Here is a 25,069-nt window from a genome sequence, read left to right as displayed (position 1 = left end):
GAGGGGTTTCAGCCCTGCGCAGCCGCGCAGGCCCGCGCGCGCCCCAGCAGCAGGGTCCGCTCGCGCGTGTTGCGCGTGAGCGAGGCGGCGCGGTCGAACTCCCTTTGCGCCTCGTCGCGGCGGCCGAGCTTCAAGAGCAGGTCGCCGCGCACCGCCGGCAGCAGGTGGTAGGCCTGCAAGGCCGGTTCGCCCACGAGCGTGTCCACCACTTCGAGCCCCGCGGCCGGCCCGAACGCCATCGAGAGCGCCACCGCGCGGTTCAATTCGACGATGGGCGACGGCGACAGCTCGGCCAGTGCGTCGTAGAGCGCGGCGATGCGCGGCCAGTCGGTCTCTTCGGCCGTGCGCGCACGGCCGTGGCAAGCGGCAATGGCCGCCTGCAGCGCATACGGGCCGAAGGCACCGCCGAGCGCCTCGGCACGCGCCAGTGCCGCCAGGCCACGGCGGATCAGCATGTGGTCCCAGCGTGCGCGGTTCTGCTCGAGCAGCAGCACCGGCTCGCCCGAGGCGCCCACGCGCGCGGCCGTGCGCGAGGCCTGGATTTCCATCAGCGCCACCAGGCCATGCACTTCCGATGCATCGGGCATGAGCTCGGCCACGATGCGGCCCAGGCGCATGGCTTCCTCGCACAGCGCGGGACGCATCCAGTCGTCGCCGGCCGTGGCCGAGTAGCCTTCGTTGAAGATCAGGTAGAGCACCTCGAGCACCGAGGCGAGCCGCGCCTCGAGTTCATGCCGGCGCGGCACTTCGAAGGGCACGCGCGCTTCGAGCAGCGTGCGCTTGGCGCGTACGATCCGCTGCGCCACGGTGGCTTCGGGCACGAGGAAAGCGCGCGCGATCTCGTCGGTGCCAAGGCCGCCCATCAGTCGCAGCGTGAGCGCCACGCGCGCCTCGGTCGAGAGCACGGGATGGCAGGCGGTGAAGACCAGACGCAGCAGGTCGTCGCCGATGTCGTCGTCGATGGCCGCATCGACCGCTTCGGCGAAATCGGCCTGGGCCATCTCGTGCTGCGCATCGAGTTCGCGGCCGATCTCGGGCGCCTTGTGCTCGGCCAGCTGCCGATGGCGCAGCCGGTCGAGCGCGCGGCGCTTGGCCACAGCGGTGAGCCAGGCGGCGGGGTTGTCGGGCACGCCTTTGGCGGGCCATTGCTCGAGGGCCGACACCAGCGCGTCCTGCGCCAGTTCCTCGGCCAGGCCCACGTCGCGCACCATGCGCGCGACGGTGGCAATGATCCTGGCGGATTCAATGCGCCACACCGCCTCGATGCTGCGGTGGACGGCGGCCTCGCCACCTCCGTCGCCGCGGCCCTCGGAAGCACCCATGGCTCAGGTCTTCTTGACCGCCTGCATCGACGCGAATTCGGTGGTCAGCGCCTGCACCTCGGGCGGGTAGTCGGCAATTTCCTGGATCTGGCGGACCTCGATGACCTCGTTCTCGCTACCGGGGCAGCGCGTGGCCCATTCGATGGCGTCGGCGCGCGAGGGCACGTCGATGATCCAGTAGCCGCCGAGCACTTCCTTGGCTTCGGCGAAGGGGCCGTCGACCACCTTGGGCTTGCGGCCCGGAAAGCTCACGCGCGCGCCCATCGAGGGCGGATGCAGGCCGTCGCAGCTGATCAGCACGCCGGCCTTCTGCATCGACTCGTTGTAGGCCATCATGGCCGCCACCGCATCGACGTCGTCGGGAATGGTGCCGGGTGCGGCGGTCTCGTAGCCGTGGGGAATCATCAGCAGCATGAATCGCATGGCGGTCTCCTTCGGTGCGGTGTTGTCGTTCAGCGGGCGGCCTTGGCCCGGGCCTCGGATTCGGCGCGCAGGCGTTCTTCTTGCGCCAGCAGCTCGGGCGTCATCGAGTCGCCGAAATCGGAGGCTTCGAACACTTGGCGGATCTCGATCTCGCCCTCCTGGAACGGACTGCGCTTGATCCACTCGATGGCTTCCTCCTTCGACTTGACCTGCAGCAGCCAGAAGCCCGCGAGCAGTTCCTTCGTTTCGGCAAAGGGTCCGTCGATCACGGTGCGCTTCTGCCCTTCGCAGCGCACGCGCGCGCCCCTGGAAGACGGATGCAGCCCCTCGCCCGCCAGCAGCACGCCGGCCTTGACCAGTTCCTCGTTGAACTTGCCCATGGCGGTGAGCACTTCGGTGCTCGGCATCACGCCGGCTTCGGAATCCTTGTTGGCCTTGACCAGAACCATGAATCGCATGTCGTTTCTCCAGAAAGTTGATGAAATCGGGAGCCACTGAAACCGCGCGCTCCTGTTCACACGTCGCGCGAGCGCAAGCCCGATCGACACGCCCGCCTCGATCTATTTGTAATTTTATGTATCAGATCTTCAGGGCAGGTAGCCGCAGAAGCGCAGCACATGCCCGTCGGGTTCGCGGATGGCGAATTCGCGCAGGCCCCAGGGCTGCGAGACGGGCGGCTCGATCACCGTGACGCCGCGCTTCGCATAGGCGGCGTGCAGGCCGTCGATGTCCTTGCCCACGTGGATCACGATCTCGCCGCGCCAGGGCGGCGCCCCGCGGGTGTTGCACTGCCACAGCCGCAGGTAGACCGGGTCGCCGTAGCTGCGGTCGCCCTTCTTGACCCGCGCATAGCTCGGCGGCTCGCCCGCGATGAAGTCGATCTCGAAGCCCAGCACGTCGCGGAACCACCGCGCGGCGCGCGCGGCGTCGGACACCGGCAGCACGGGCTGCACGCCGTGGAATTCATGCAGGGTGCCGAGATCGGGGGCGTCGGCCACGCCGGTGCTGGCGGCCATCAGTCGGATTCGCGCCGCAGCGCCGCGACGCGCTCTGCAATGACATCGACGTCGAGCGCGTCTTCCGCATGCTCGAGGTAGGTTTCCAGGTCGCGCACGGCGGCTGCCGTGTTGCCCTGCTCGGCATGCGCGATGCCGCGGTCGCGGTATTCGCCCCAGGCGTTGGGCAGCAGCGCGACGAGGCGGTCCTGCACGGCGATGGCACGCTGCCAGTCTTCCTGCGCGCGGTGCACTTCCTTCAGGTTGCGCAGCATGCGCCCGATGATCTCGCGCGAACTGGCGGGCTGCAGGTAGAGGCCCAGCGGCACGTCGAAGTCGCCGACCAGCCCGTTGCTGCGCTTGTAGGGCTCGAGCCGCTCGCCGAGCTCTTCGCGCGAGAGCGACTTGCCGGTGAAGGGGTCGATCACCACCTGCCCCTTCGGCAGCGTGACCTTGAGCATGAAGTGGCCCGGAAAGCCGATGCCGCGCGCTTGCAGGCCCAGGCCCTGCGCGAGTTCCATCCACAGCACCGCCAGCGAAATGGGAATGCCGCGGCGCGTACGCAGCACGGCGTTCAGGTAGCTGTTGTCGGGGTCGTAGTAGTCGTTGACGTTGCCGCCGAAGTTCAGGTCGCTGAAGAAGAACTGGTTGAGCGCCCGCAGCCGGGCGAGCGGCGCGGCATCGGCCGGCAGCCGGCGCTTCAGGCGCGCGAGCAACTGGTCGACGTCGCCCAGCACCTGCTGCACGTCGAGGTCGGGGTATTCGTCCTGCGCAAGGCTGGCGGCAGCCTCGAGCAGCGGAAAATGTTCGTCGCTCTGCACCAGCGATTCGAAATACGCCAGGGCCGTGGGAACCTGAAAGCTGAACGTCATGTGTCTTTGTAGAGGAGCATTCGGGGAGCGTCAAGGCGGTGTTTTCAGCTTGTGCAGTTCGAACGGCTGCGTTGCGGAAAGCCGCGACGCAAGGCCTCTCAGCGGCGCATGAAACTGCGAAGCCGCACACCCACCGCGGTGAGCACCGCGAAATACAGCAGCGCCGCGCCGGCGATCAGCGCGGCCAGCAGGCCGATGCGCAGGAAGCGCTGCTCGCGCAGCCCGATCCAGTCGAAGTAACGCGAACCCCATGCCAGCAGGGCCGCCAGCACCAGCATTCCCGCCAGCACCTGCAGCGCGAACTTGCCCCAGCCGGGTTCGGGCTTGTAGCTGCCGCGGCGGATCAGGCCGACCAGCAGCCAGATCGCATTGACCAGCGCGCCGATGGCGATGGTCAGCGTGAGCGCCGCATGCTGCAGCACCGGCACCAGGAAGAAATTGAGGACCTGGGTCAGCACCAGCACGCCCACGGCGATCAGCATGGGCGTGCGCGTGTCCTGCCTGGCGTAGTAGCCGGGCGCGAGCACCTTGATGGCCACCAGGCCGATCAGCCCGACGCCGTAGCCCATCAGCGCCACGGTGGTGCGCCGCACGTCCTCGCCCTGGTAGGCGCCGTTGTGGAACAGCACGGCCACCAGCGGCTGGGCAAAGAGCAGCAGCGCGACGGCGCACGGCGCCGACAGCAGCACCACCAGCCGCAGGCCCCAGTCGAGCAGCGACGAATAGCGCGCATCGTCCTTGGCCGCGCGGGCGCCGGCCAGCTGCGGCATCAGCACCACGCCCAGCGCCACGCCGAGCATCGCGGTCGGGAATTCCATCAGGCGGTCGGCATTGCTGATCCAGGTCACGCTGCCGACCGCAAGGTGCGAGGCGATCTGCGTGTTGATGAGCAGCGAGATCTGCGCCACGCTCACGCCCAGCAGGGCGGGCAGCATCAGCTTCAGCACCTGGCGGGTGGTGGGGTCGCGCCAGGCGTTGCCCAGCGCCTTGAAACTCGCGCCGATGCGCGGCATGAGGCCCAGCGCGCGCAGCGCCGGAATCTGGATGGCCAGCTGCAGCACGCCGCCGACCAGCACGCCCACGCACTGGGCATAGATCGGCTCGATGCCGTAGCGGCGGAACAGCGGCGCCCCGACGACGATCGCCAGGATCAGCGCGATGTTGAGCAGCACCGGCGAGGCGGCCGGCACCGCGAACTTGCGCCAGGTGTTCAGGATGCCGCCCGCCAGCGCCACGAGCGACATGAAGCCGATGTACGGAAACATCCAGCGCGTCATGACCACGGCCGCGTCGAAGCCCGCCAGCCCGCTGGCCATGGCCCACACCAGCAGCGGCGCGCCAACCACGCCGGCCACGCAAACCACCACCAGCGCCCAGGTCAGCAGCGTGGCGACGTGATCGACCAGCGCCTTGGCGCCTTCCTGGCCGGCTTCGGTCTTGCGCGCCGCGAGCACCGGCACGAAGGCCTGGCTGAAGGCGCCTTCGCCGAAAACCCGCCGGAACAGGTTGGGAATGCGAAAGGCGACGTTGAATGCGTCGGTCAGCGCACTGACGCCGAACACCGAGGCAAAAAGCACGTCGCGCACGAGGCCCGTGATCCGCGAAGCGAGCGTCAGCAGGGATACGGTGGAAGCGGATTTGAACAGGGACACGGGGCGAGTGTAGGGCCCGCCAAGTCCCGATTCGGCGAAAAAGGCAACCCGGCCTATAATGGAGGGCTTTGCTGCATCATCCTCAGACACCTAAGGAACTAAATCATGGCATCCGCCAAGCCCAAGAAAAAGAACCCGCGCCTCGCCTCCGGCCGTAAGCGCGTCCGCCAGGACACCAAGCTCAACGCTGCGAACACCTCGCTGCGCTCCAAATACCGCACCGCCGTGAAGAATGTCGAAAAGGCCGTCCTGGCCGGCGACAAGACCAAGGCAAGCGAACTCTTCGCGAAGGCCCAGAGCATCGTCGACACCGTCGCCGACAAGGGCATCTTCCACAAGAACAAGGCTGCTCGCGACAAGAGCCGCCTGTCGGCGAAGGTCAAGGCCCTCGCCCTCGCGCCTGAAAAGGCCGCCGCCTGACACCTGTCAGGCAAGCCCGGACCGGAATCCTCCGGTCCGCCGTTTGATCGGGGTGCGCTGCAGCAAAGTGTAAAAAACCGCCTTCGGGCGGTTTTTTCATGTCCGATCGCTTCCTTCCTGCCGGAGGAAGCCGCCCGCTCAGGCCTTGGATGGCACGTCGGGCACCAGGCAGGCCTCGGCCACCTGCAGGTCGTTGTCGCGCGCGAAGTTCACGCAGAAGTCCCAGGCCATGGGCTCGGCATCGCGCAGTGCGCGGTTCACCACCACGCACTTGACCCCGTTGATGGTGGTCGGAATGCACCAGGGCGAATAGCTCAGGTGGCTGCCCGGATAGGCGCCGCCGGGGCGGAAGGAGCACATCACGCCGGCCAGCCGCTCGGCCCAGTCGCTGGGGCGGAAAGTCCGGCCATCGTGGGTGATGCCCTGGATGAAGATTTCTTTGGCAGTGGGGGAAATCATCGTTGAATGAGGCGCCCGCAGCAGGTGCTGCAGTGCAACAAGCGATTCTATCCGGGCGCTTTTGCCCTTCGGCCAGGGGGCATTGCTGTAATGCGGAATCCTCAACGAAGCCGTCAAACCGCACGCCTAGAATCCGCGGTTCCCTATCTGGAGAACCGAATGAGCGCTACCGCCCAGCCCACCTCGCCCCACGTCATGAACACCTACGGTCGCCTGCCGATCGCGCTGTCGCACGGCCAGGGCTGCCGAGTCTGGGACACCGCGGGCAAGGCCTACCTCGACGGCCTCGGCGGCATTGCCGTGAACACGCTGGGCCACAACCACCCCGAGCTGGTGCCCGCGCTGCAGGACCAGATCAGCAAGCTGATCCACAGCTCCAACTACTACCACGTGCCCGGCCAGGAACAACTGGCCGCCAAGCTGACCGAGCTCTCGGGCCTGACCAACGCCTTCTTCTGCTGCACCGGCCTGGAAGCCAACGAGGCCGCCCTGAAACTCGCGCGCAAGTTCGGCCACGACAAGGGCATCGAGCGACCCGAGATCGTGGTGTACGAGGCCGCTTTCCACGGCCGCAGCATCGCCACCCTGTCGGCCACCGGCAACCCGAAGGTGCAGGCCGGCTTCGGCCCGCTGGTCGAGGGCTTCATCCGCGTGCCGCTGAACGACATCGAGGCACTGAAGAAAGCCACCGAAGGCAACCCCAACGTGGTCGCCGTGTTCTTCGAGACCATCCAGGGCGAAGGCGGCATCAACCCGATGCGCTGGGAGTACCTCAAGCAGGTGCGCGCGCTGTGCGACCAGCGCGACTGGCTCATGATGATCGACGAAGTGCAATGCGGCATGGGCCGCACCGGCAAGTGGTTCGCGCACCAGTGGGCCGGTATCAAGCCCGACGTGATGCCGCTGGCCAAGGGCCTGGGCTCGGGCGTGCCGATCGGCGCCGTGGTGGCCGGCCCCAAGGCCGCCCACATCTTCGGCCCCGGCAACCATGGCACCACCTTCGGCGGCAATCCGCTCGCGATGCGCGCCGGCATCGAGACCATCCGCATCATGGAAGAGCACAAGCTGCTCGAGAACGCCGCCGCCGTGGGCGAGCACCTGAAGGCCGCGCTCGAACGCGAGATCGGTGGCCTGGCCGGCGTGAAGGAAATCCGCGGCCAGGGCCTGATGCTGGGCATCGAGCTCGACCGGCCCTGCGGCGTCATCCTGAACCGCGCCTGCGACGCCGGCCTGCTGCTGAGCGTGACCGCCGACAAGGTGATCCGCCTGGTGCCGCCGCTCATCCTGAGCATTGCCGAGGCCGACGAGATCGTCGCGATCCTCGCGCCCATCGTCAAAACATTCCTGTCGGAGCCTGCTGCGCAATGACGACCGCCACCACGCCCAACGCCATCCGCCACTACCTGCAGTTCTCGGACTTCACGGCCGACGAATACGCCTATCTTTTCGATCGCATGGCGATCATCAAGAAGAAGTTCAAGACCTACGAGAAGCACCAGCCCCTGACCGACCGCACGCTGGCCATGATCTTCGAGAAGGCCAGCACGCGCACCCGCGTGAGCTTCGAGGCGGGCATGTACCAGCTCGGCGGCAGCGTGGTGCACCTGACCACCGGCGACAGCCAGCTCGGCCGCGCCGAGCCCATCGAGGACAGCGCCAAGGTCATCAGCCGCATGGTCGACCTGGTGATGATCCGCACCTACGAGCAGACCAAGATCGACACCTTCGCCGCGCATTCGCGCGTGCCCGTCATCAACGGCCTGACCAACGAATTCCACCCCTGCCAGATCCTCGCGGACATCTTCACCTACATCGAGCACCGCGGCTCCATCCAGGGCAAGACGGTGGCCTGGGTCGGCGACGGCAACAACATGGCCAACACCTGGCTGCAGGCCAGCGAGATCCTCGGCTTCAAGGTGCACGTGAGCACGCCCAGCGGCTACGAGGTCGACCAGTCGGTGGCGGGCCTGCGCTCGGCCGACAGCTACCAGGTCTTCAAGGACCCGATGGAAGCCTGCCGCGGCGCCGACCTGGTCACCACCGACGTCTGGACCAGCATGGGCTACGAGTCCGAGAACGAGGCCCGCCGCAAGGCCTTTGCCGACTGGTGCGTCGACGAGGACATGATGCGCATCGCCCAGCCCGACGCCCTCTTCATGCACTGCCTGCCCGCGCACCGCGGCGAGGAAGTGCAGGCCGAGGTCATCGACGGCCCGCAGTCGGTGGTGTGGGACGAGGCCGAGAACCGGCTCCATGCGCAGAAGGCTCTGATGGAGTTTTTGCTGTTGGGTCGGCTGTAGGCGGCAACGCCCTGGGCCCGGTCAGAAGGCCCAGGCGCCCAGTTGGTAGTAGTCGAAGCCGGCGCTGCGGCCGCCGAGGCAGCCGGCCAGGAAGTCCTCGGTCTCGCGGTACATCTTCAGGTTGTTGTTCCACTTGTAGTTGCCGTGCCCGTCACCGCCAAAGGTGACGAAGCGCACGGTCTTTCCATGCTCGCGCAGCGCCTGCACCATGCGCTGCGACTGCTCCAGCTTGACTCTCACGTCGTTGACGCCGTGCATGACCAGGATGGGCGCACGCGCGTTGGCGGCCATGTACACGGGTGACCTGGCATCCATGGCCTTGCGCTGCACCGGATCGGCCGGATCGCCCACGTAGCGCTTCCACCAGGGAAGGCCGAGCGCCCAGTAAGGCGGCGCGGTTTCAAGCAGGCGCGCCAGGTCCGACACGCCCACCACGTCGACCGCGCAGGCGAACACCTCCGGCGTCAACGTGGCCCCCAGCAGCGCCGCGTAGCCGCCGTAGCTGGCGCCCCAGACCGCCACCCGCGCCGGATCGGCCACGCCCTGCTGCACCGCCCAGCGCACGCCGTCGACGAGGTCGTCGTGCATGCGGCCGGCGAACTCGCCCACGGCTTTCGCCATGAAGGCACGCCCGTAGCCGGTGGAACCGCGGTAGTTGAGCTGCAGCACCGCATAGCCGCGGTTGGCCAGGAACTGCTGCAGCCCGCGGCTGTTGCCGCCGACCGCCCAGCCGTCGCGCGCCCATGGACCGCCATGCACCAGCAGGACCATGGGCAGGCCCCGCGCCGGCACCCCGGGCGGCAGCGTCAGGTAGCCGTGGATCGTCAAGCCGTCGCGCGCCTGGAAGCGCACGGGGCGCTTTTCGCCCAACGCGTCGGCCAGAAGGTTCAGGCTGGTCTGCCCCAGCAGTTCGGGCGCCGCATCCGGGCCGTTGACCAGGTAGAAGCGGGTGCCGCGATCGGTGCCGACGCTCACCGTCATGGTCTGTTCGGCATCGTCCAGGCTGTTGACGTGGATGGCGGCGGGGCGGCCTTCGCCCAAAGGTTCCAGGCGTGCCTGCAAGGCGGCATCCAGGTACTTCTGGACGGGATAGCCGGGCTCGGCATGAACCATCAGGGGCCGTCCGCTGCTGCGGCTCATGAGGACCCGCGAGATGTCGACCTCGGGGTTGGATTCCACCACGGTCTCCTGGCCCGTCGCGAGATCCAGCCGGACCAGCGCCGACTTGTCGCGTCCGCGCGCCGACAGCGCCCAGGCCATGCTGCCCTTCGGATCGATCTCGACCACGTACAGCGACTCTTCGCGGCCCCAGCGCACGGTGGTGTGCCAGCCCTCGTCCTGGCCCGGCGTGGCCGGCAGTTGCAGCCACGCCCCGGCGTCGTCGCCCTGCACGCGGCCGCGGAGGGTGCCGGTGCGGTCCACCAGCCAGTTGGTCACAGTGCCCGGATTGGCGGCCATGCGCGTGCGGCGACCGGAATCGAGATCGACCAGGAAGGGCTCGAAGACTTTCTTGTCGTGCAGGTTGGCCTGCAGCACCACCCGCGCGGTGCCGCGGATCGTGCGCTGCAGCGAGGCGCGCGTGTCCGCCTCGGGGAACAGCGAAACCGGAGGGCCGAAGCCCTCCGCCTGATCGACCGTCACCGCGAGCCAGCGGGTGTTCTCGCTGCCATCCGGATCCATGCTCAGCAGCAGGCGGCGGCCATCGCCCGACCAGGCCAGGCCCCCTGCCCGCACACGCAATGCGCGTGCATCGTCGCGCCCCAGCGTCTTGACCCAGACCGCCGGCCAGAGCCCGCTCGTGCCGAGCCAGGCCAGGCGCCGGCCGTCGGGCGAGATGCGGTAGTTGCCGCTGCCCTCGGTGTTGGCGACGAAGTCGCGCACGGGAATCAGCGGCGGCAGTTGCGCCTTCTGCTGCGCTTCCTGCAGCGCGGGATGGCGCGGCGGCGTGCCGCAGCCGGCCAGCCAGAGGGTGCCTGCTGCCAGCAACGGCAGCCAGGCGCGGGGGGTGATGTGCATCGGGTCTCCTCCTTGTGCGTTGTCATTCTGCGAAAACCCAGCTTAAGAACAGCCAAAGAGCAGACCTCGCGCTGCGCTTTGGCTGCCCTTTGGCTGCGTCCCCGCAGAATCCTGCCATGCACCTCCTGCTCATCGAAGACGACCTGGACCTGGGCCCCGCGCTGCAGGCCGCGCTCAAGGTCGAAGGGCTCAGCAGCGAATGGCGGCGGCGCGCGGCGGATGCACCGCCGCGCCTGGACGACGCCCAGTTCGACTGCGTGCTGCTCGACCTGTCGCTGCCCGACGGGAGCGGCTTCGACCTGTTGCGGCGCTGGCGCCATGCCGGCGGCCAGACGCCGGTGATCGTCATCACCGCACGTTCGGCATTGGACGACCGGTTGGCCGGCCTGGACGGTGGCGCGGACGACTTCGTGGTCAAGCCTTTTGCCACCGCCGAGCTGATCTCGCGCATCCGCGCGGTGCTGCGGCGCAGCGCGCGCCAGGCCAGCGACAGCTGGACCCTGGGCGAGCTCGTGATCGAGCCGCGCCGCCACCGGGTGCAGCTGGCAGGGCAAGCCGTGGCCCTGTCGCAGCGCGAGTTCCAGATCCTGCTGGAACTGGCACGCGAGCCCGGCGCCGTGGTCGCCAAGAGCAGCCTGGCGCAGCGGCTCGCCCCGCTGGGCGATCCGATGGACTTCGCTGCCATCGAGGTGCACATGTCCAACCTGCGCCGCAAGATCGGCGCCGAGCGCATCCGCACCGTGCGCGGCGTGGGTTATCTGCTGGAATCATGAGCACCACTGCCAGCGATACGGCACGCCGCCCCATGAACCGTTGGCGCGCTGCGCTGCAGCCCTCCCTGGTGCGCCGCAGCGCCGTGGCGGTGCTGCTGGCCTTCGTGCTTGTCTGGGCCGCATTGCTGGCCTACCTTTATCTGGAGCGCGTTCGCGTACGCGTGCAGGACCCCGGCCTGCAACGCTTCGCCGGCGCCTTGCAGGCGTCGATGGTGCATCTGCGCACGCGCGACCAGGCGGTTGCCTTCGTCGACGCCAGCGCCACCTGGCTGAACATCCGCCGGCGCGAGTTCGGCCGCCTGCCCGGCGCCTTCGAGTTCGAACTGCTCGACCGCGACGGCGTCCGCATCCATGCCACGGGCGGCTTGGCGAGCGACCGCCTCCCCGCCATCACCCGTCCACTGCAGCAGATCGAACTGCGAGGCACCCGCTATGTGCTGGCACAGGCCCGCACGCCGCAGTGGACGCTCAACATCGCCGAGCCGGTGCGAAGCGACAGCGCCTTTCTTGCCTACAACGGAGCGGCCCTACTGCCCTACCTGGGCATCGCATTGCCGCTGGTGCTGCTGGCGATCTGGCTGCCCATTCGCAGCGGGCTACGCCCGCTGCAGGAACTGGCCGATCGCATCGCCGCGCGCGACGCGGCCGACCTGCGCCCCGTCGGCGTCGCGGCGCGGCACCGCGAACTCGTGCCGCTGGTGGACGCACTGGACGCCCTGCTGGCGCGCCTGCGCGGGCAACTCGAGCGCGAACGCGCCTTCGTGCAGGACGCAGCCCACGAGATCCGCACCCCGCTGGCCGTGATCAACGCACAGGCCCATGTGCTGGCGCAGGCCACCGATGCGGGGCAGCGCGCCCAGGCCGAGGCGGAGCTGAACCTCGCCATCGCACGCACTTCGCACCTCGCGCAGCAACTGCTCGACCTGGCCGCGCTGGACCGCGCCGGCACCGCGCAAACCTCCCGCATCGACCTGGCGCACTGGATGCGCACCCTGCTCGGCCACGCGGCCCAGGCGGCGCTGCGCGAAGGCCGCGAACTGTCGCTGGACGCGCCCGACACCCTGCACGGCCGCATCGACCTGCCGGCGATTGAATCGATCGTGCGCAACCTGGTGGACAACGCACTGCAGCACGGCATGCCGGGCAGCAGCATCGCCGTGAGCTTGCACACCGAAGACGCGCACCTGCTCGTGGAAGTCCGCGACGATGGCCCCGGCATTCCCGCGGCGCAGCGTGCGCACGCGTTCGAGCGCTTCCATCGCGGCGGCGAGGCGCGCGCCAGCGGTGCCGGGCTGGGCCTGTCGATCGTGCGCCAGGCGGCGCTGCGCCTGGGCGGCGGCGTCGACATCGTGGAAGGACTGCAAGGCCGAGGCGTGGGCTTTCGGGTCCGCCTGCCGTGGGCCGCGGCCTGACACACCGGGCGTTAGCATTCCTTCCAATGAGCATGTCCACCTCCTGCCAGCAATGCGGCGCCTGCTGCGCCAGCTACCGCGTCGACTTCAGCATCCACGAACTCGTCGACAACGGCGGCAGGGTGCCCTCGGGCCTCGCGGTCGAAGTGAACGGCGCCCTCTGCCGCATGCGCGGCACCGACCACACGCCGCCGCGCTGCGCCGCGCTCACCGGCAAGATCGGCCAGGCCGTGGCCTGCGGCATCTACGAATGGCGCCCCAACCCCTGCCACGAGCTGCAGGCCGGCAGCGGCGCCTGCGAGCGGGCCCGTGCGCGGCACGGGCTGCCGGGGCTGCCTTCCTGAGCCGGTCGATCATCTCGTCACGCCGTGTGTTGGAAATAACCGACACCACGACCCCCCGCCCGGCGCTAACTTTGCGCCATGCGTTCCCTGCACCCCCAACTCCGCCTCTGGGACATCTCGCCGCCCGTGCATGAAGGCACGCCGGTGTTCCCCGGCGACACGCCCTACCAGCAGCGCTGGGCCGCGACCATATCGCCGGACTGCCCGGTCAACGTCAGCGAGATCAAGCTCTCGCCGCACGTCGGCGCGCATGCCGACGCGCCCCTGCACTACGACGCCGAAGGCCGGGCCATCGGCCTCGTCGACCTTGCGCCCTTCCTCGGCCCGTGCCGCGTGATCCACGCCATCGCCAAGGGGCCGCTGATCGAGTGGGAGCACATCGCGCATGCCGTCACGAGCCAGATGCCGCAGCGCGTGCTCGTGCGCACCTATGACGCCATGCCCGTCGGGCATTGGGACCCGCAGCTCGCGGCCTACGCGCCCGCCACCGTCGAGCGGCTCGCCGCCATGGGCGTGAAGCTCATCGGCATCGACACCGCGAGCATCGACCCAGCCGACAGCAAGACGCTGGAAAGCCACCAGCGCATCCGCCGCCTCGACCTGCGCGTGCTCGAGAACCTCGTGCTCGACGACGTGCCCGAAGGCGACTACGAACTCATCGCGCTGCCGCTCAAGCTGGTCAGCGCCGATGCCTCCCCGGTTCGCGCCGTGCTGCGCGAGCTTCCCCGCTGAAAACCTCCATCATGACGACCCTCGAAGACTGCCGCGCGCTCGACGCGCAAGACCCGCTGCGCGCCTTGCGCGACCAATTCACCATTCCCGAGGGCGTGCTCTACCTCGATGGCAACTCGCTCGGCGTGCTGCCAAAGGCCGCGCCCGCGCGCATTGCCGAAGTGGTGGCCAAGGAATGGGGCGAAGGCCTGATCCGCTCGTGGAACACCGCGAGCTGGTTCGACCTGCCGCAGCGCCTGGGCGACAAGGTGGCGCGGCTGATCGGCGCGGCGCCCGGCGAAGTGGTGTGCACCGACAGCACCTCGGTCAATCTGTACAAGGTGCTGTTCGCAGCGCTCTCGCAGCAGAAGGACAGCGGGCGCACGCTGGTGGTCAGCGAGCGCAGCAACTTTCCGACCGACCTCTACATTGCCGAGTCGCTGTGCCGCGAGCGCGGCTTCACGCTCAAGCTGATCGATGCGGGCGAACTGCCCGCGGTGCTGACCGACGAAGTGGCCGTGCTGATGCTCACGCATGTGAACTACCGCACCGGCGCCATGCACGACATGAAGGCCATCACCGCCGCCGCGCATGCCGCCGGCGCGCTCACGGTGTGGGACCTCGCGCACAGCGCGGGCGCGGTGCCCGTGGCGCTCAACAACAGCAATGCCGACTACGCGATCGGCTGCGGCTACAAGTACCTGAACGGCGGCCCCGGCGCGCCGGCCTTCGCCTGGGTGCATACGCGGCACGCGGGCAAGTTCGAGCAGCCGCTGTCGGGCTGGTGGGGCCACGCTGCGCCCTTCGAGTTCACGCCGCACTATCGCCCTGCGCCGGGCGTGGGCCGCTATCTCTGCGGCACCCAGCCGGTCATCGCGCTGGCAGGCTTGGAATGCGGCCTGGACACCGTGCTCGCGGCCGAATCCTTCAACGGCTCGAATGGCGCCATGGCTGCGCTGCGCACCAAGTCGCTCGCGCTCACCGATCTCTTCATCCAACTGGTCGAAGAACGCTGCGCGGGACAAGGCCTCTCGCTCGTCACGCCGCGTGAGCACGCACAGCGCGGCTCGCAGGTGTGCCTGAGCCGCGACGAGGGCGCCTACGCCATCGTGCAGGCGCTGATCGCGCGCGGCGTGATCGGCGACTACCGCGCCGGCGATTCGCAGATGCCCGACATCCTGCGCTTCGGCTTCACGCCGCTGTACCTCGGCTTCGAGGACGTGTGGAACTCGGTCGAGCACCTGGCGCAGGTGCTCGAGACGGGCGAGTGGCGGCGCGCCGAATTCAACCGCAAGAACGCAGTGACATGAGCACCGAAAAAAGCCCCGAGAAGATCGTCCACGAGGAAAAGGCGCAGCTGGATTTCAGCGCGTCGATGAGCTATGGCGACTATCTGCATCTGGACGAGATCCTCAACGCGCAGCATCCGCTTTCGCCCGCGCATGACGAGATGCTGTTCATCGTGCAGCATCAGACCAGCGAACTCTGGATGAAGCTGATGCTGCACGAACTGCGCGCCGCCACCAGCTGTATCGCCGGGGAAAAGCTGGCCGACGCCTTCAAGATGCTCGCGCGGGTGAGCCGCATCATGGAACAGCTGGTGAGCGCATGGACCGTGCTCTCGACCATGACGCCGCCCGAGTACACCGCGATGCGCCCCTACCTCGCCAACTCCAGCGGCTTCCAGAGCGCGCAGTACCGCTGCATCGAGTTCGCGCTCGGCAACAAGAACGCCGCCATGCTCAAGCCGCATGCGCACCGGCCCGATCTGCTCGCGCAGGTGGATGCGGCCTACCGCTCGCCGTCGCTCTACGACGAGTCGCTGAAGCTGCTCGCACGCCACGGCCTGCCGGTGCCCGCCGATCACCTGGAGCGCGACTGGACCCAGCCGTATGCAGCCAGCGACGGCGTGGAAGCGGCCTGGCTCACGGTGTACCGCAACCCGCACGACCATTGGGACCTGTACCAGCTCGGCGAGAAACTCACCGACCTGGAAGACGCCTTCCGTCTCTGGCGCTTTCGCCACGTGACCACGGTGGAGCGCGTGATCGGTTTCAAGCGCGGCACGGGCGGAACCGGCGGCGTGAGCTACCTGCGCAAGATGCTCGACGTGGTGCTGTTCCCCGAGATCTGGAAGCTGCGCACCGATCTGTGAGCTATCGCTTGCCCCGCTTGCCCCATCCGCCCGAAGCGCTACATTCGTTGGCAACAACGATGGAGGCACTGCCATGAACGATGTCCAGTTCTCGCCCGACGAGCTCGCGACCCTGCGCGAGCACGGCGTGGTCCTGTTCGCGGACCGCGTGATCTTCGAGGCCCAGCCGCCCATGCCGGCGCAGCGGATCGCCGCCATCGAGGCGCTGTGCGCCGGGCCGCTGCCCGAGGCGCTGGCCGCGCTGTGGCGCCAGACCGCGGGCGGGCGACTCGACTACGACCTGTCGCTGCCGATGAGCGGCAACGTGGAATCCATCAGCTGGTCGGAACTGTTCTGGGACGGCAGCGACGGCTACCGCGACCTGCAGGGCTGGATCGAGCACGAACAGGAGCTGGCCGAAGAAGCCGCCAAGGAAGAAGGCCGCCCCTGGAGCGGCAAGCTCACGCACCTGCCCTTCGGCGGCTTCGAATACCTCGACCGCGTCTATGCGGTGGTCGAGCCCGGTCCCGAGCATGGCCGCATCGTCGCGTGGAAGCACGGGCTGCCGCCCGCCTGGACGCATGCGCTGCACGAAGACAGCGTGAGCACCATCGCGCCCGACCTGCGCGGCGCCTTCGCGGCCCTGCACCTGGACGAGGATCCGCTGGCGCCCACGGGCGACTATTTCTCGGGCCAGGCGCTGCTGCAGTACCTCGACGACCGGCACCAGGACCACGGGCTGGACCTCGACCTGATGGACAAGCTGGTGGCCTTCTATTGCCGCGCCGTGGTCGACTGGCGCACGCCGCTGGCGGACGGCACGCTGCGCCGGCTGCCGGCCATCGCGCACGCCGCGCTGCACCACGCCATCGGCACCGACGACGCGGATCTGGTGGCCCAACTCGCGGCCGCCGGCGTGAGCTTCGACGGCCCGCAGCAGGGCAGCGCGCTGGCCACCGACGTGGCCATCGGCCAGGGCGCCTTCGCCGCGGCCATGGCGCTGGTGCGCGCGGGCGCGCCGGTGGCGCGCGATGCGCTGGCCAATGTCGATGGCCAGATCTCGCCGGAGCTCACGGGCGCGCTGCTCGCCAACGGGGCGGAGCCCAGCGTGGCGGCCATCGTCAAGTGCGCGGCCTGCGGTGCGCCAGCCAGCGCGCACCTGATCGCAGATGCATGCGCAGAAGCCGGCATCGACGTGCCGCCCGCCTTCGTGATCGAACGCGATGCGACGCTGGCCGAACTCGAAGCCACGCTGCTCGAGGTCCGCGAAGGCACGCACGGCCATTACCTCGGTGCCGAAGGCCTGGCCGAACGCATCGAGCACCTGCAGACCTTCAGGCTCTGAGGGTGCGAGACGCGGCTGCAGTCAGCCGCCGTACAGCCAGGGCTGGTCCAGCAGCCGTGCGCCCAGCGTGCGCATCACCAGGTCGCGGCCGATGCGCACCGCACCGCCCGCATGAAAGATCTGGCCGTTGCGCCGGGCCTTGGCCTGCACGAGCGCATTGCGCTGCCAGCGCGCCTCGGCATAGCGGGCGAAGGCGGCCGGCACGTTGATGGCATTGCCTTGGCCCAATGCATCGGCCAGCGCCACCGAATCCTCGATCGCCATGCCCGCGCCCTGTGCCAGGTAGGGGACCATCGGATGCGCGGCATCGCCCACCAATGCCACGCGCTCGTGGGCCATCTCGGCCGCAGAGGCCAGCGGCGGCCGGTCGCTGAGCGTCCAGGCGCGCCAGCCGGGCATGGCTTCGAGCAGTGCCTGCAAGGCGCGCCCGCTGCGGCCCGTGGCCTTTTGCAGTGCGGCGAGGCTGCTGGCCTGGTCCCAGTCGCGCGCATCGCCGGCCGGTGCCGATTCCGCGATCACCACCACGTTGAGCCAGGCGCCGCCGCGCACCGGGTATGCCACCGCATGCAGCTGCGGGCCGAGCCACACGTCGATCCGCCCGCGGCGCAGGGCCTGCGGCAGCGCGGCCTGCTCGGCCATCGCGCGCCAGGCCGTGTGGCCGGTGGCGCGCGGCGGCTCGGCTGCGGACGGCACATCGAGGCGTTGCCGAGCCAGGCTCCAGAGGCCGTCGGCGCCGACCAGTGCCTCGCCCTCCCAGGCGCGCGCACCGCTGCTCGAGATGCACACGAGATCGTCGCTGGTCTCGACCTGCGCAATGCGCGCATCGGTCACCAGGGTGCCCCTGCCGCGGGCGCGCACCGCTTCGAGCAGCAGCGCATGCAGGTCGGCGCGGTGCACGCAGAGGTAGGGTGCGCCATAGCGCTCGCGCATGGCATCGCCAAGTGGCAGGCGGGCCAGTTCGGCGCCGCTGCCCGCGCTCTGCACCACCAGCGCATCAGGCCGCGCGGCGATGGCCTCCAGGCCTTCGGCCAAGCCCAGTTGCGCGAGGCGCCGCGTGACGTTGGGCCCCATCTGGATGCCGGCGCCGATCTCGGCGAACGCGGGTGCCTGCTCGAAGACATCGACGCGGTGGCCGCCGCGGGACAGTGCCAGCGCAGCAGAAAGCCCCCCGATGCCGCCCCCGACGACGAGGATGTGCGTGGGCATCGGCCTCAGCGGCTGTGCGTGGACAGCGGGCCCTGGCCGGCTTTGTCGGATTCGGGTGGGTTGGCGGATGTCTTGGGTCCGCAGCTGCCGCAGCTGTCGCAGGAGCCGCAGCCCGAGGTCTTGGCGAGCGAGGCCGCCAGCTGATCGGCGCGCTCCTGGTCGACCAGCCCGGCACGGTGCGTGCCGGCAGCGAGCCTGTGCGCGGCGCGGCGCCGCCAGCCCGCGGGCATCCAGCGCCAGACCGCGTAGAACGCGGCTGCCGCGACGATCAATCCGACGATCAATTGCTGTGTCATGTCCGTTTACTCCAACGCGCGTTCGAGACTAACCCAGAAACATCGCGCAAACCTTGCGGCAGGTCATCCGGCACCCAGCGCCACTGCCACGCGGTAGGTGATGAAGCATGCCAGGTAGGCCAGCGCGAACAGGTAGCCGGCCATGATCCAGACGTACTTCCATGAGCCGGTTTCGCGCTTGACCGCCGCGAGCGTGGAAATGCACTGCGGCGCAAACACATACCAGACCAGCAGCGACAGCGCCGTTGCGAGCGACCAGCTGCCCGCGATCAGCGGCTCGAGCTGGCCGGCCACGTCGTCGCCGCTGGCCGAGAGCGCATACACCGTGCCGAGCGCGCCCACTGCCACTTCGCGCGCCGCCATGCCCGGCACCAGCGCGATGGAGATCTGCCAGTTGAAGCCGATGGGCGCAAAGATGTGCTCCAGGCCGCGGCCGATCATGCCCGCCAGGCTGTACTGGATGGCGGGCCCCGTGGCGCCTTCGGGCGGCGAGGGAAAGGTCGACAGGAACCACAGCAGGATCGTGAGCGTGAGGATGATCGTGCCCACGCGCTGGATGAAGATCCAGGCCCGCTCGTAGAGTCCGAGCGCCAGGTTGCGCAGGTTGGGCCAGCGGTACGCCGGCAGCTCCATCATCAGCGGCGAATGCTGCTTGCTGTCGCGGAAGCGCTTCATCACCCACGCCACCGCCATGGCCGACACGATGCCGAAGATATAGAGCGCGAACAGCACCACGCCCTGCAGGTTGAACACGCCGCCCACGGTGCGCGCGGGAATGAAGGCCGCGATCAGCAGCGCATAGACCGGCAGGCGCGCCGAGCAGGTCATGAGCGGCGCAATCATGATGGTGGTGATGCGGTCGCGCCAGTTGCTGATGGTGCGCGTGGCCATCACGCCGGGGATGGCGCAGGCAAAGCTCGACAGCAGCGGAATGAAGGAGCGGCCCGACAACCCCACCGTGCCCATCACGCGGTCCAGCAGGAAGGCCGCGCGCGGCAGGTAGCCCGAGTCTTCCAGCGCCAGGATGAACAGGAACAGGATCAGGATCTGCGGCAGGAACACGATGACGCCGCCCACGCCGGCAATCACGCCGTCGACCAGCAGGCTCTGCAGCATGCCTTCGGGCATGTGGGCCTTCAGCAGGTCGCCCAGGCCTTCGGTGGCGGCCTTGATGGCGTCCATGGGCACGTTGGCCCAGCTGAACACGGCCTGGAACATCAGGAACATCGTGACCGCGAGCACCAGGAGGCCCCACACCGGGTGCATCACCACGCGGTCGATGCGGTCGCTGGTGGCCAGGCTGCCGACCGGCTCGTGCACGGCCAGGCCGAGGATGCGGCGCACTTCGCGCTGCGTGGCCAGCACGTCGTCCAGCCCCGGCGCCTGCCAGGGCAGCGGCGCCGCGGCGGCCACGGGCGCATCGAGGGCTTCGAGCAGGCCCTGCGCGCCGCCCGACTGCACGCCCACGGTCTCGATGACCGGCACGCCCAGTTCGCGCGACAGCACGGCCGTGTCGACCGCGATGCCCTGCTTCCTGGCCATGTCGGTCATGTTGAGTGCCACCACCATCGGCAGGCCGAGGCGCTTGGCCTCGAGCACGAGCCGCAGGTTGAGCCGCAGGTTGGTGGCATCGGTCACGCACACCAGCAGGTCGGGCAGGGGCTCGCTGCTCTTGCCGGTGACCACGTCGCGCGTCACGGCCTCGTCCACGCTGAGCGCGTTGAGGCTGTAGGCGCCCGGCAGGTCGAGCACGAACACCCGGCGACCCGACGCGGTGCGCAGCGACCCTTCCTTGCGCTCGACCGTCACGCCGGCGTAGTTGGCCACCTTCTGGCGACTGCCGGTGAGCAGGTTGAACAGCGCCGTCTTGCCGCAGTTCGGATTGCCCAACAGCGCGATGCGCGCCGGCTGCGCCGTGGCCGCAAGGCGGCCCGGTCCCTGGATGACGGCCTCAACCATGGCTTGCGCCCTCCGGCACGCCGGGTGCCACGTGGATCAATGCGGCCTCATGGCGCCGCAGCGCGAAGGTGGTGTGGCCCAGCCGCACCGCCAGCGGCTCGCGCCCCGGCAGGCCGCGGGCGACGATGCGCACGGCCTCGCCCGGTACGAAGCCGATCTCGGTCAGGCGCAGCACGAGTTCGCGGTCGTCCGCGCCTTCGGGGCGGGCCACGTCGAGCACGGTGGCCCACTGGTTGTCGGGAAGCTGGTCGAGCCGCAGGCCGGAAGATGCCGGCGCGGCCCCGAAATTGTTGGTTTGCACGGTAAGAAAGTGCGTCGGGTTCCGAACGCGCCAATTGAGCAAAAGCTAGATGCTATCAATTCTCAATCGCAGAAACCTGACCAAGCCCCTTTGACCTCGGGGGGCGGGCTTTTTTTTGCGGGGATTCCGGCCGCTCGGGGCCCGCTCAACCCAGTTCGATGACGCGTGCCGACACGGCATCGCCGTCGACGATGAGCTCCGCCACCGCGATTGGCAATTTGAATCGGCGCGGGCCGGCGCTGCCCGGATTGACGTAGAGCACGCCACCGCGCTCCTCGATCCTCGGCTTGTGGGAGTGGCCGGAGACCACCACGCGGACCCCGGTGGGGACGGCGGCGAGCTGCGACAGGTCGTGTATCGCATGCACGAGCACGCCGCCAGCTTTCAGCAAGGCCGTTTCCGGAATGCGGTCGGCCCACGGCTCGCGGTCGTTGTTGCCCCGCACCACCGTCAGCGGCGCGATGGCGGCGAGCGCTTCGAGGATGCCGGCATCGCCGATGTCCCCGCCATGCACGATGAAGTCGCTGCCCTGCAGCGCCGCCACGGCCTCTGGTCGCAGCAGGCCGTGGGTGTCGGAGATGAGGCCGACGCGGATCAAGCCGCGAGCAGCTGCCTGAGCACGAACGGCAGGATGCCGCCGTGCTTGTAGTAGTCGACCTCGATCGGCGTGTCGATGCGCAGGCGCACCGTCACCTCCTGGTGGCTGCCGTCGGCGCGGTGCACCACGAGCTTCACGTCCATCTGCGGCTTGAGTTCGCCGCCGATCACCACGTCGATCTTCTCGTCGCCCGTGAGGCCCAGCGTCTGCCATGAATCGGCGCCGCGGAACTGCAGCGGCAGCACGCCCATGCCGACGAGATTGGCGCGGTGGATGCGCTCGAAGCTGCGCGCCACCACGGCCTTGATGCCCAGGAGCTGCGTGCCCTTGGCGGCCCAGTCGCGCGACGAGCCGGTGCCGTATTCCTCGCCGCCGAACACCACCGTCGGCACGCCCTGCTCCATGTACTTCATGGCGGCGTCGTAGATGAACATCTTCTGGTTGCCGGGCTGGAACAGCGTGACGCCGCCCTCTTCCTGCGTGCCGTTGACGTCGGGCGGAATCATCAGGTTCTTGATGCGCACATTGGCGAAGGTGCCGCGCATCATCACGTCGTGGTTGCCGCGCCGCGAGCCGTAGCTGTTGAAGTCGGCCTTGGCCACGCCGTGCGCCTTGAGCCAGATGCCCGCGGGCGAGCTCTCCTTGATGGAGCCGGCCGGCGAGATGTGGTCGGTGGTGATCGAGTCGCCGAAGAGCGCCATGATGCGCGCGCCCTTGAAGCCCGCGTCCGAGGCGTGGGGCTCCATCTTGAAGCCCTCGAAGAACGGCGGCTCGGCAATGTAGGTGGAAGAAGGCCAGTCGTAGACCTGCCCCGTCGTGCCCTTGATGCTGCTCCAGAACTTGCCGGGGTCGGTCTTGACCTTGTCGTAGTTCGCGCGGAACGACTTGGCGTTCATCGCATGGCGCAGGTTCTGGTCGATTTCCTTCGGGCTCGGCCAGATGTCGCCCAGGTACACGTCCTTGCCGTTCTTGCCCTTGCCCACGGGCTCGGTCATCAGGTCGACCATCACGTTGCCCGCGATCGCAAAGGCCACCACCAGCGGCGGGGAGGCCAGGAAGTTGGCCTTCAGGTTCGGATGGATGCGCGCCTCGAAGTTGCGGTTGCCCGAGAGCACGGCCGCGCCGACCAGGTCGTTCTTGACGATGGCGTCGTTGATCTCGGGCGTGAGGTCGCCCGCATTGCCGATGCAGGTGGTGCAGCCGTAGCCCGCCAGGTAGAAGCCCAGCTTCTCGAGGTACGGCAGGAGGCCCGCCTTCTCGAGGTATTCGGTCACGATGCGCGAACCCGGCGCAAGCGAGGTCTTGACGTGCGGCTTGACCGTGAGGCCCGCCTCCACCGCCTTCTTGGCCAGCAGGCCGGCCGCGAGCATCACGCTCGGGTTGGAGGTGTTGGTGCACGAGGTGATGGCCGCGATCAGCACGTCGCCGTTGCCGATGGTCACGCCGTTCTTGGGCGCCGGGGGCGCCGTGGCGCTCACATGGGCCGCTGCCTTGGTCGAGCGGTTGGCCACCATCTCGACCACGTCGCGCGGCGCGCCCGGCGGCGGCGGTGCGGTTTCCTCGTCGTCGCCCTGCCCGTTCGCGGCGAGCGGATAGCGCAGCTTCAGGCGCTCGGCCGGCTGGTTGAAGCCGTTGGCGTCGTTGGGCTTGCTGAAGAGTTCGGAGAACTTGGTCGACAGCTGGCCCAGGTCGATGCGGTCCTGCGGCCGCTTCGGGCCCGCCAGGCTCGGCGACACGGTGCCCAGGTCGAGCTTGACGATCTTGGTGTAGTCGATGTCGCCGGGCGCCGGCATGCCGAACAGGCCCTGCGCCTTGTAGTAGGCCTCGAAGCGCTCGACCTCCTCCCTGGTGCGGCCCGTGCCCTCGAAGTAGGCCACGGTCATTTCGTCGACCGGGAAGAAGCCCATGGTGGCGCCGTACTCGGGCGCCATGTTGCCGATGGTGGCGCGGTCGGGCACCGCGATGGAGGCGGCACCGGGACCGAAGAATTCGACGAACTTGCCCACCACCTTCTCGGCCCGCAGGATGGCGGTGACGTACAGCACCAGGTCGGTGGCCGTGACGCCTTCGCGCAGCTTGCCGGTGAGCTCGAAGCCCACCACGTCGGGCGTCAGCATGTAGACCGGCTGGCCCAGCATGGCGGCCTCGGCCTCGATGCCGCCCACGCCCCAGCCGACCACGCCCACGCCGTTGATCATGGTCGTGTGGCTGTCGGTGCCCACCAGCGAGTCGGGGTAGTACACCGGCACCTCGGCGTCGTCGCTCGAGCTCTTGTAGACGCCGCGCGCAAAGTACTCGAGGTTGACCTGGTGCACGATGCCGAAGCCCGGCGGCACCACGCCGAAGGTGTCGAAGGCCTGCATGCCCCACTTCATGAACTGGTAGCGCTCGTTGTTGCGCTGGAACTCGAGCTTCATGTTGAGATCGAGCGCCTTCGGCGTGCCGTAGTAGTCGACCATCACCGAGTGATCGACCACCAGGTCGACCGGCACCAGCGGCTCGATGGTCTTGGGCGACTTGCCGAGCTTGGCGGCCACGCTGCGCATGGCGGCCAGGTCGGCCAGCAGCGGCACGCCGGTGAAGTCCTGCAGCACCACGCGGGTGACGACGAACGGGATCTCGTCGATGCGGTCCGCGTTGGGCGCCCAGCGGGCCAGCTCTTCGACATGCTTGGCCGAGACCTTCTTGCCGTCGCAGTTGCGCAGCACCGACTCGAGCACGATGCGGATCGACACCGGCAGCCGTTCGACGCTGGGATATTGCCTGGCCAGCTCCTTCAGCGACCAGTACTTGCCGGACTTGCCCGATGCGGTCTTGAAGGTCTTGAGGGTGGACGCAAAGGCGTGCGCCGGTGCTTTGGCCATTGAGGAACTCCTGATTGTTCGTGGAAGCTCTTCAAGGATAGCGGGGAACGATGTCAGCTGCTGTAGTCTGTCTTCCAACCCGGTCCTTCGGCACGCGGCGTTCCTCATCGCGAAAAATGCCGGATGAATGGGCGTTGCCGGCATCCCGCGCACTCAGGCCAGCGCCATGTCCGCGCCGCTGCGCGTGCGGCGCAGGCCGGTCCATTGCAGCTCGGCCAGCACCACCACGCACAGCGCCTGCGCCAACACCCAGGCCATGCCCAGCGCGGTGACTGCGAACATGCCGCTCACCAGCAGCGCGACACAGGCCACTGCCCAGCCGAAGTTGCCGGCCACCACGAGGCCGATCAGCGTGCGCGGCGGCGTGCGGCGGCTGGCCATCCAGGCCGCGGCAGCCGCGTAGGCCAGCAGGAAGACACCGGTTCCCATGAGCAGCGGCGCCGGCAGGCCGGTCAGCCCGGCGAGCGCGCCGGTGAACGCGACCTGCAGCGCACCGGTCGCGGCGCACGAGGCGGCGTCGGCCCACATCACGTTGGGCAGGAAGCGGGGGGATGCAAAGACGGACATGAGAATCTCCTTCGGGTGGTACGCCGCAAGCCAGTCCTGCCGCGTTGGAGCCAATGATTCCGTTTGGCCTGCGTCGCGTCGATGACCTCGGAGGTCATGG

Annotated in this window: 25 protein-coding genes; 10 read left to right on the top strand and 15 right to left on the bottom strand. The window is 68.7% G+C overall.

What is annotated here, in order from left to right; all coding sequences use genetic code 11:
* Positions 1-8: 8 nt before the first annotated feature.
* The 6 genes from RZE77_RS07225 to murJ form a co-directional block, all read right to left on the bottom strand.
* A complete protein-coding gene (locus tag RZE77_RS07225) occupies positions 9-1,322 on the bottom strand; it encodes an RNA polymerase sigma factor (RefSeq protein WP_319441272.1) in 1,314 nt (437 codons plus the stop codon).
* Between the two features lie 3 nt (positions 1,323-1,325).
* Positions 1,326-1,745, bottom strand: a complete 420-nt coding sequence (locus RZE77_RS07220) for a YciI family protein (protein WP_319441271.1) — start codon at positions 1,743-1,745, stop codon at positions 1,326-1,328.
* 29 nt (positions 1,746-1,774) lie between these two features.
* The gene (locus RZE77_RS07215) at positions 1,775-2,203 is read right to left on the bottom strand and encodes a YciI family protein (protein WP_319441270.1); all 429 of its coding nucleotides are present in this window, start codon (positions 2,201-2,203) and stop codon (positions 1,775-1,777) included.
* 129 nt (positions 2,204-2,332) lie between these two features.
* On the bottom strand, positions 2,333-2,761 hold the full coding sequence (locus RZE77_RS07210) for a bleomycin resistance protein (RefSeq protein ID WP_018903285.1): 429 nt from the start codon (positions 2,759-2,761) through the stop codon (positions 2,333-2,335).
* On the bottom strand, positions 2,761-3,612 hold the full coding sequence (locus tag RZE77_RS07205; protein ID WP_319441269.1) for a SirB1 family protein: 852 nt from the start codon (positions 3,610-3,612) through the stop codon (positions 2,761-2,763). The genes RZE77_RS07210 and RZE77_RS07205 overlap by 1 nt, the downstream gene beginning before the upstream one ends.
* A 98-nt stretch (positions 3,613-3,710) precedes the next feature.
* Positions 3,711-5,264, bottom strand: coding sequence for a murein biosynthesis integral membrane protein MurJ (gene murJ / locus RZE77_RS07200; RefSeq protein ID WP_319441268.1), 1,554 nt, complete (start codon positions 5,262-5,264; stop codon positions 3,711-3,713).
* A 105-nt stretch (positions 5,265-5,369) separates the two neighbouring features.
* On the opposite strand from murJ, the gene rpsT reads away from it, so the two are divergent.
* Positions 5,370-5,684, top strand: a complete 315-nt coding sequence (rpsT, locus tag RZE77_RS07195; RefSeq protein WP_007831346.1) for a 30S ribosomal protein S20 — start codon at positions 5,370-5,372, stop codon at positions 5,682-5,684.
* A gap of 138 nt (positions 5,685-5,822) precedes the next feature.
* Here rpsT and RZE77_RS07190 read toward each other — a convergent pair whose 3' ends face one another.
* On the bottom strand, positions 5,823-6,143 hold the full coding sequence (locus RZE77_RS07190) for a DUF3579 domain-containing protein (RefSeq protein WP_319441267.1): 321 nt from the start codon (positions 6,141-6,143) through the stop codon (positions 5,823-5,825).
* Positions 6,144-6,302: 159 nt separating this feature from the next.
* Here RZE77_RS07190 and RZE77_RS07185 point away from each other — a divergent pair, with 159 nt between their 5' ends.
* A complete protein-coding gene (locus RZE77_RS07185) occupies positions 6,303-7,511 on the top strand; it encodes an aspartate aminotransferase family protein (protein ID WP_319441266.1) in 1,209 nt (402 codons plus the stop codon).
* Positions 7,508-8,443: an ornithine carbamoyltransferase gene (gene argF, locus RZE77_RS07180; RefSeq protein ID WP_055799605.1), complete on the top strand. Its 936-nt coding sequence runs from the start codon at positions 7,508-7,510 to the stop codon at positions 8,441-8,443. The genes RZE77_RS07185 and argF overlap by 4 nt, the downstream gene beginning before the upstream one ends.
* A gap of 21 nt (positions 8,444-8,464) precedes the next feature.
* On the opposite strand, the gene RZE77_RS07175 is transcribed toward argF, so the two are convergent.
* Positions 8,465-10,459 carry a S9 family peptidase gene (locus RZE77_RS07175; RefSeq protein WP_319441265.1) on the bottom strand — a complete coding sequence of 665 codons (1,995 nt, stop codon included), beginning with the start codon at positions 10,457-10,459 and terminating at the stop codon, positions 8,465-8,467.
* A gap of 116 nt (positions 10,460-10,575) precedes the next feature.
* On the opposite strand from RZE77_RS07175, the gene RZE77_RS07170 reads away from it, so the two are divergent.
* From RZE77_RS07170 to RZE77_RS07140, 7 genes are all read left to right on the top strand, one after another.
* Positions 10,576-11,232, top strand: coding sequence for a response regulator transcription factor (locus tag RZE77_RS07170; protein WP_319441264.1), 657 nt, complete (start codon positions 10,576-10,578; stop codon positions 11,230-11,232).
* Positions 11,229-12,644: a sensor histidine kinase gene (locus RZE77_RS07165; protein ID WP_319441263.1), complete on the top strand. Its 1,416-nt coding sequence runs from the start codon at positions 11,229-11,231 to the stop codon at positions 12,642-12,644. Before RZE77_RS07170 ends, RZE77_RS07165 begins: the two co-directional genes overlap by 4 nt.
* Positions 12,645-12,676: 32 nt before the next feature.
* Positions 12,677-12,988, top strand: a complete 312-nt coding sequence (locus RZE77_RS07160; RefSeq protein ID WP_405547589.1) for a YkgJ family cysteine cluster protein — start codon at positions 12,677-12,679, stop codon at positions 12,986-12,988.
* A gap of 78 nt (positions 12,989-13,066) precedes the next feature.
* Positions 13,067-13,720: an arylformamidase gene (kynB, locus tag RZE77_RS07155; RefSeq protein WP_319441262.1), complete on the top strand. Its 654-nt coding sequence runs from the start codon at positions 13,067-13,069 to the stop codon at positions 13,718-13,720.
* A gap of 11 nt (positions 13,721-13,731) precedes the next feature.
* Positions 13,732-15,009 (top strand): kynureninase, encoded by a 1,278-nt coding sequence (gene kynU / locus RZE77_RS07150; RefSeq protein ID WP_319441261.1) that lies wholly within the window; start codon positions 13,732-13,734, stop codon positions 15,007-15,009.
* Positions 15,006-15,854: a tryptophan 2,3-dioxygenase gene (gene kynA / locus RZE77_RS07145; RefSeq protein WP_319430696.1), complete on the top strand. Its 849-nt coding sequence runs from the start codon at positions 15,006-15,008 to the stop codon at positions 15,852-15,854. The genes kynU and kynA overlap by 4 nt, the downstream gene beginning before the upstream one ends.
* Before the next feature lie 73 nt (positions 15,855-15,927).
* Positions 15,928-17,178 carry an SMI1/KNR4 family protein gene (locus RZE77_RS07140; protein ID WP_319441260.1) on the top strand — a complete coding sequence of 417 codons (1,251 nt, stop codon included), beginning with the start codon at positions 15,928-15,930 and terminating at the stop codon, positions 17,176-17,178.
* Positions 17,179-17,199: 21 nt separating this feature from the next.
* Here the strand turns inward: RZE77_RS07140 and RZE77_RS07135 are convergent, their stop codons facing one another.
* The 7 genes from RZE77_RS07135 to RZE77_RS07105 form a co-directional block, all read right to left on the bottom strand.
* On the bottom strand, positions 17,200-18,384 hold the full coding sequence (locus tag RZE77_RS07135; protein ID WP_319441259.1) for an FAD-dependent monooxygenase: 1,185 nt from the start codon (positions 18,382-18,384) through the stop codon (positions 17,200-17,202).
* A 5-nt stretch (positions 18,385-18,389) separates the two neighbouring features.
* Positions 18,390-18,680: a DUF6587 family protein gene (locus tag RZE77_RS07130; protein WP_319441258.1), complete on the bottom strand. Its 291-nt coding sequence runs from the start codon at positions 18,678-18,680 to the stop codon at positions 18,390-18,392.
* A 63-nt stretch (positions 18,681-18,743) separates the two neighbouring features.
* The gene (gene feoB, locus RZE77_RS07125; RefSeq protein ID WP_319441257.1) at positions 18,744-20,639 is read right to left on the bottom strand and encodes a ferrous iron transporter B; all 1,896 of its coding nucleotides are present in this window, start codon (positions 20,637-20,639) and stop codon (positions 18,744-18,746) included.
* A complete protein-coding gene (locus RZE77_RS07120) occupies positions 20,632-20,940 on the bottom strand; it encodes a FeoA family protein (RefSeq protein ID WP_319430691.1) in 309 nt (102 codons plus the stop codon). Before RZE77_RS07120 ends, feoB begins: the two co-directional genes overlap by 8 nt.
* Before the next feature lie 145 nt (positions 20,941-21,085).
* Positions 21,086-21,538, bottom strand: a complete 453-nt coding sequence (locus tag RZE77_RS07115; RefSeq protein ID WP_319441256.1) for a metallophosphoesterase family protein — start codon at positions 21,536-21,538, stop codon at positions 21,086-21,088.
* Complete coding sequence (gene acnA, locus RZE77_RS07110) at positions 21,535-24,402, bottom strand: aconitate hydratase (protein ID WP_319441255.1); 2,868 nt, start codon at positions 24,400-24,402, stop codon at positions 21,535-21,537. The genes RZE77_RS07115 and acnA overlap by 4 nt, the downstream gene beginning before the upstream one ends.
* Positions 24,403-24,555: 153 nt before the next feature.
* Complete coding sequence (locus tag RZE77_RS07105; protein WP_319441254.1) at positions 24,556-24,969, bottom strand: hypothetical protein; 414 nt, start codon at positions 24,967-24,969, stop codon at positions 24,556-24,558.
* Positions 24,970-25,069 lie beyond the last annotated feature (100 nt).

The sequence above is a fragment of the Variovorax sp. SPNA7 genome, from assembly GCF_033807855.1.
Classification (GTDB): Bacteria; Pseudomonadota; Gammaproteobacteria; order Burkholderiales; family Burkholderiaceae_C; genus Variovorax; species Variovorax beijingensis.
The sequence above is the reverse complement of the archived record's forward strand: the minus strand, read 5'-3'. Positions and strand labels throughout refer to the sequence as shown.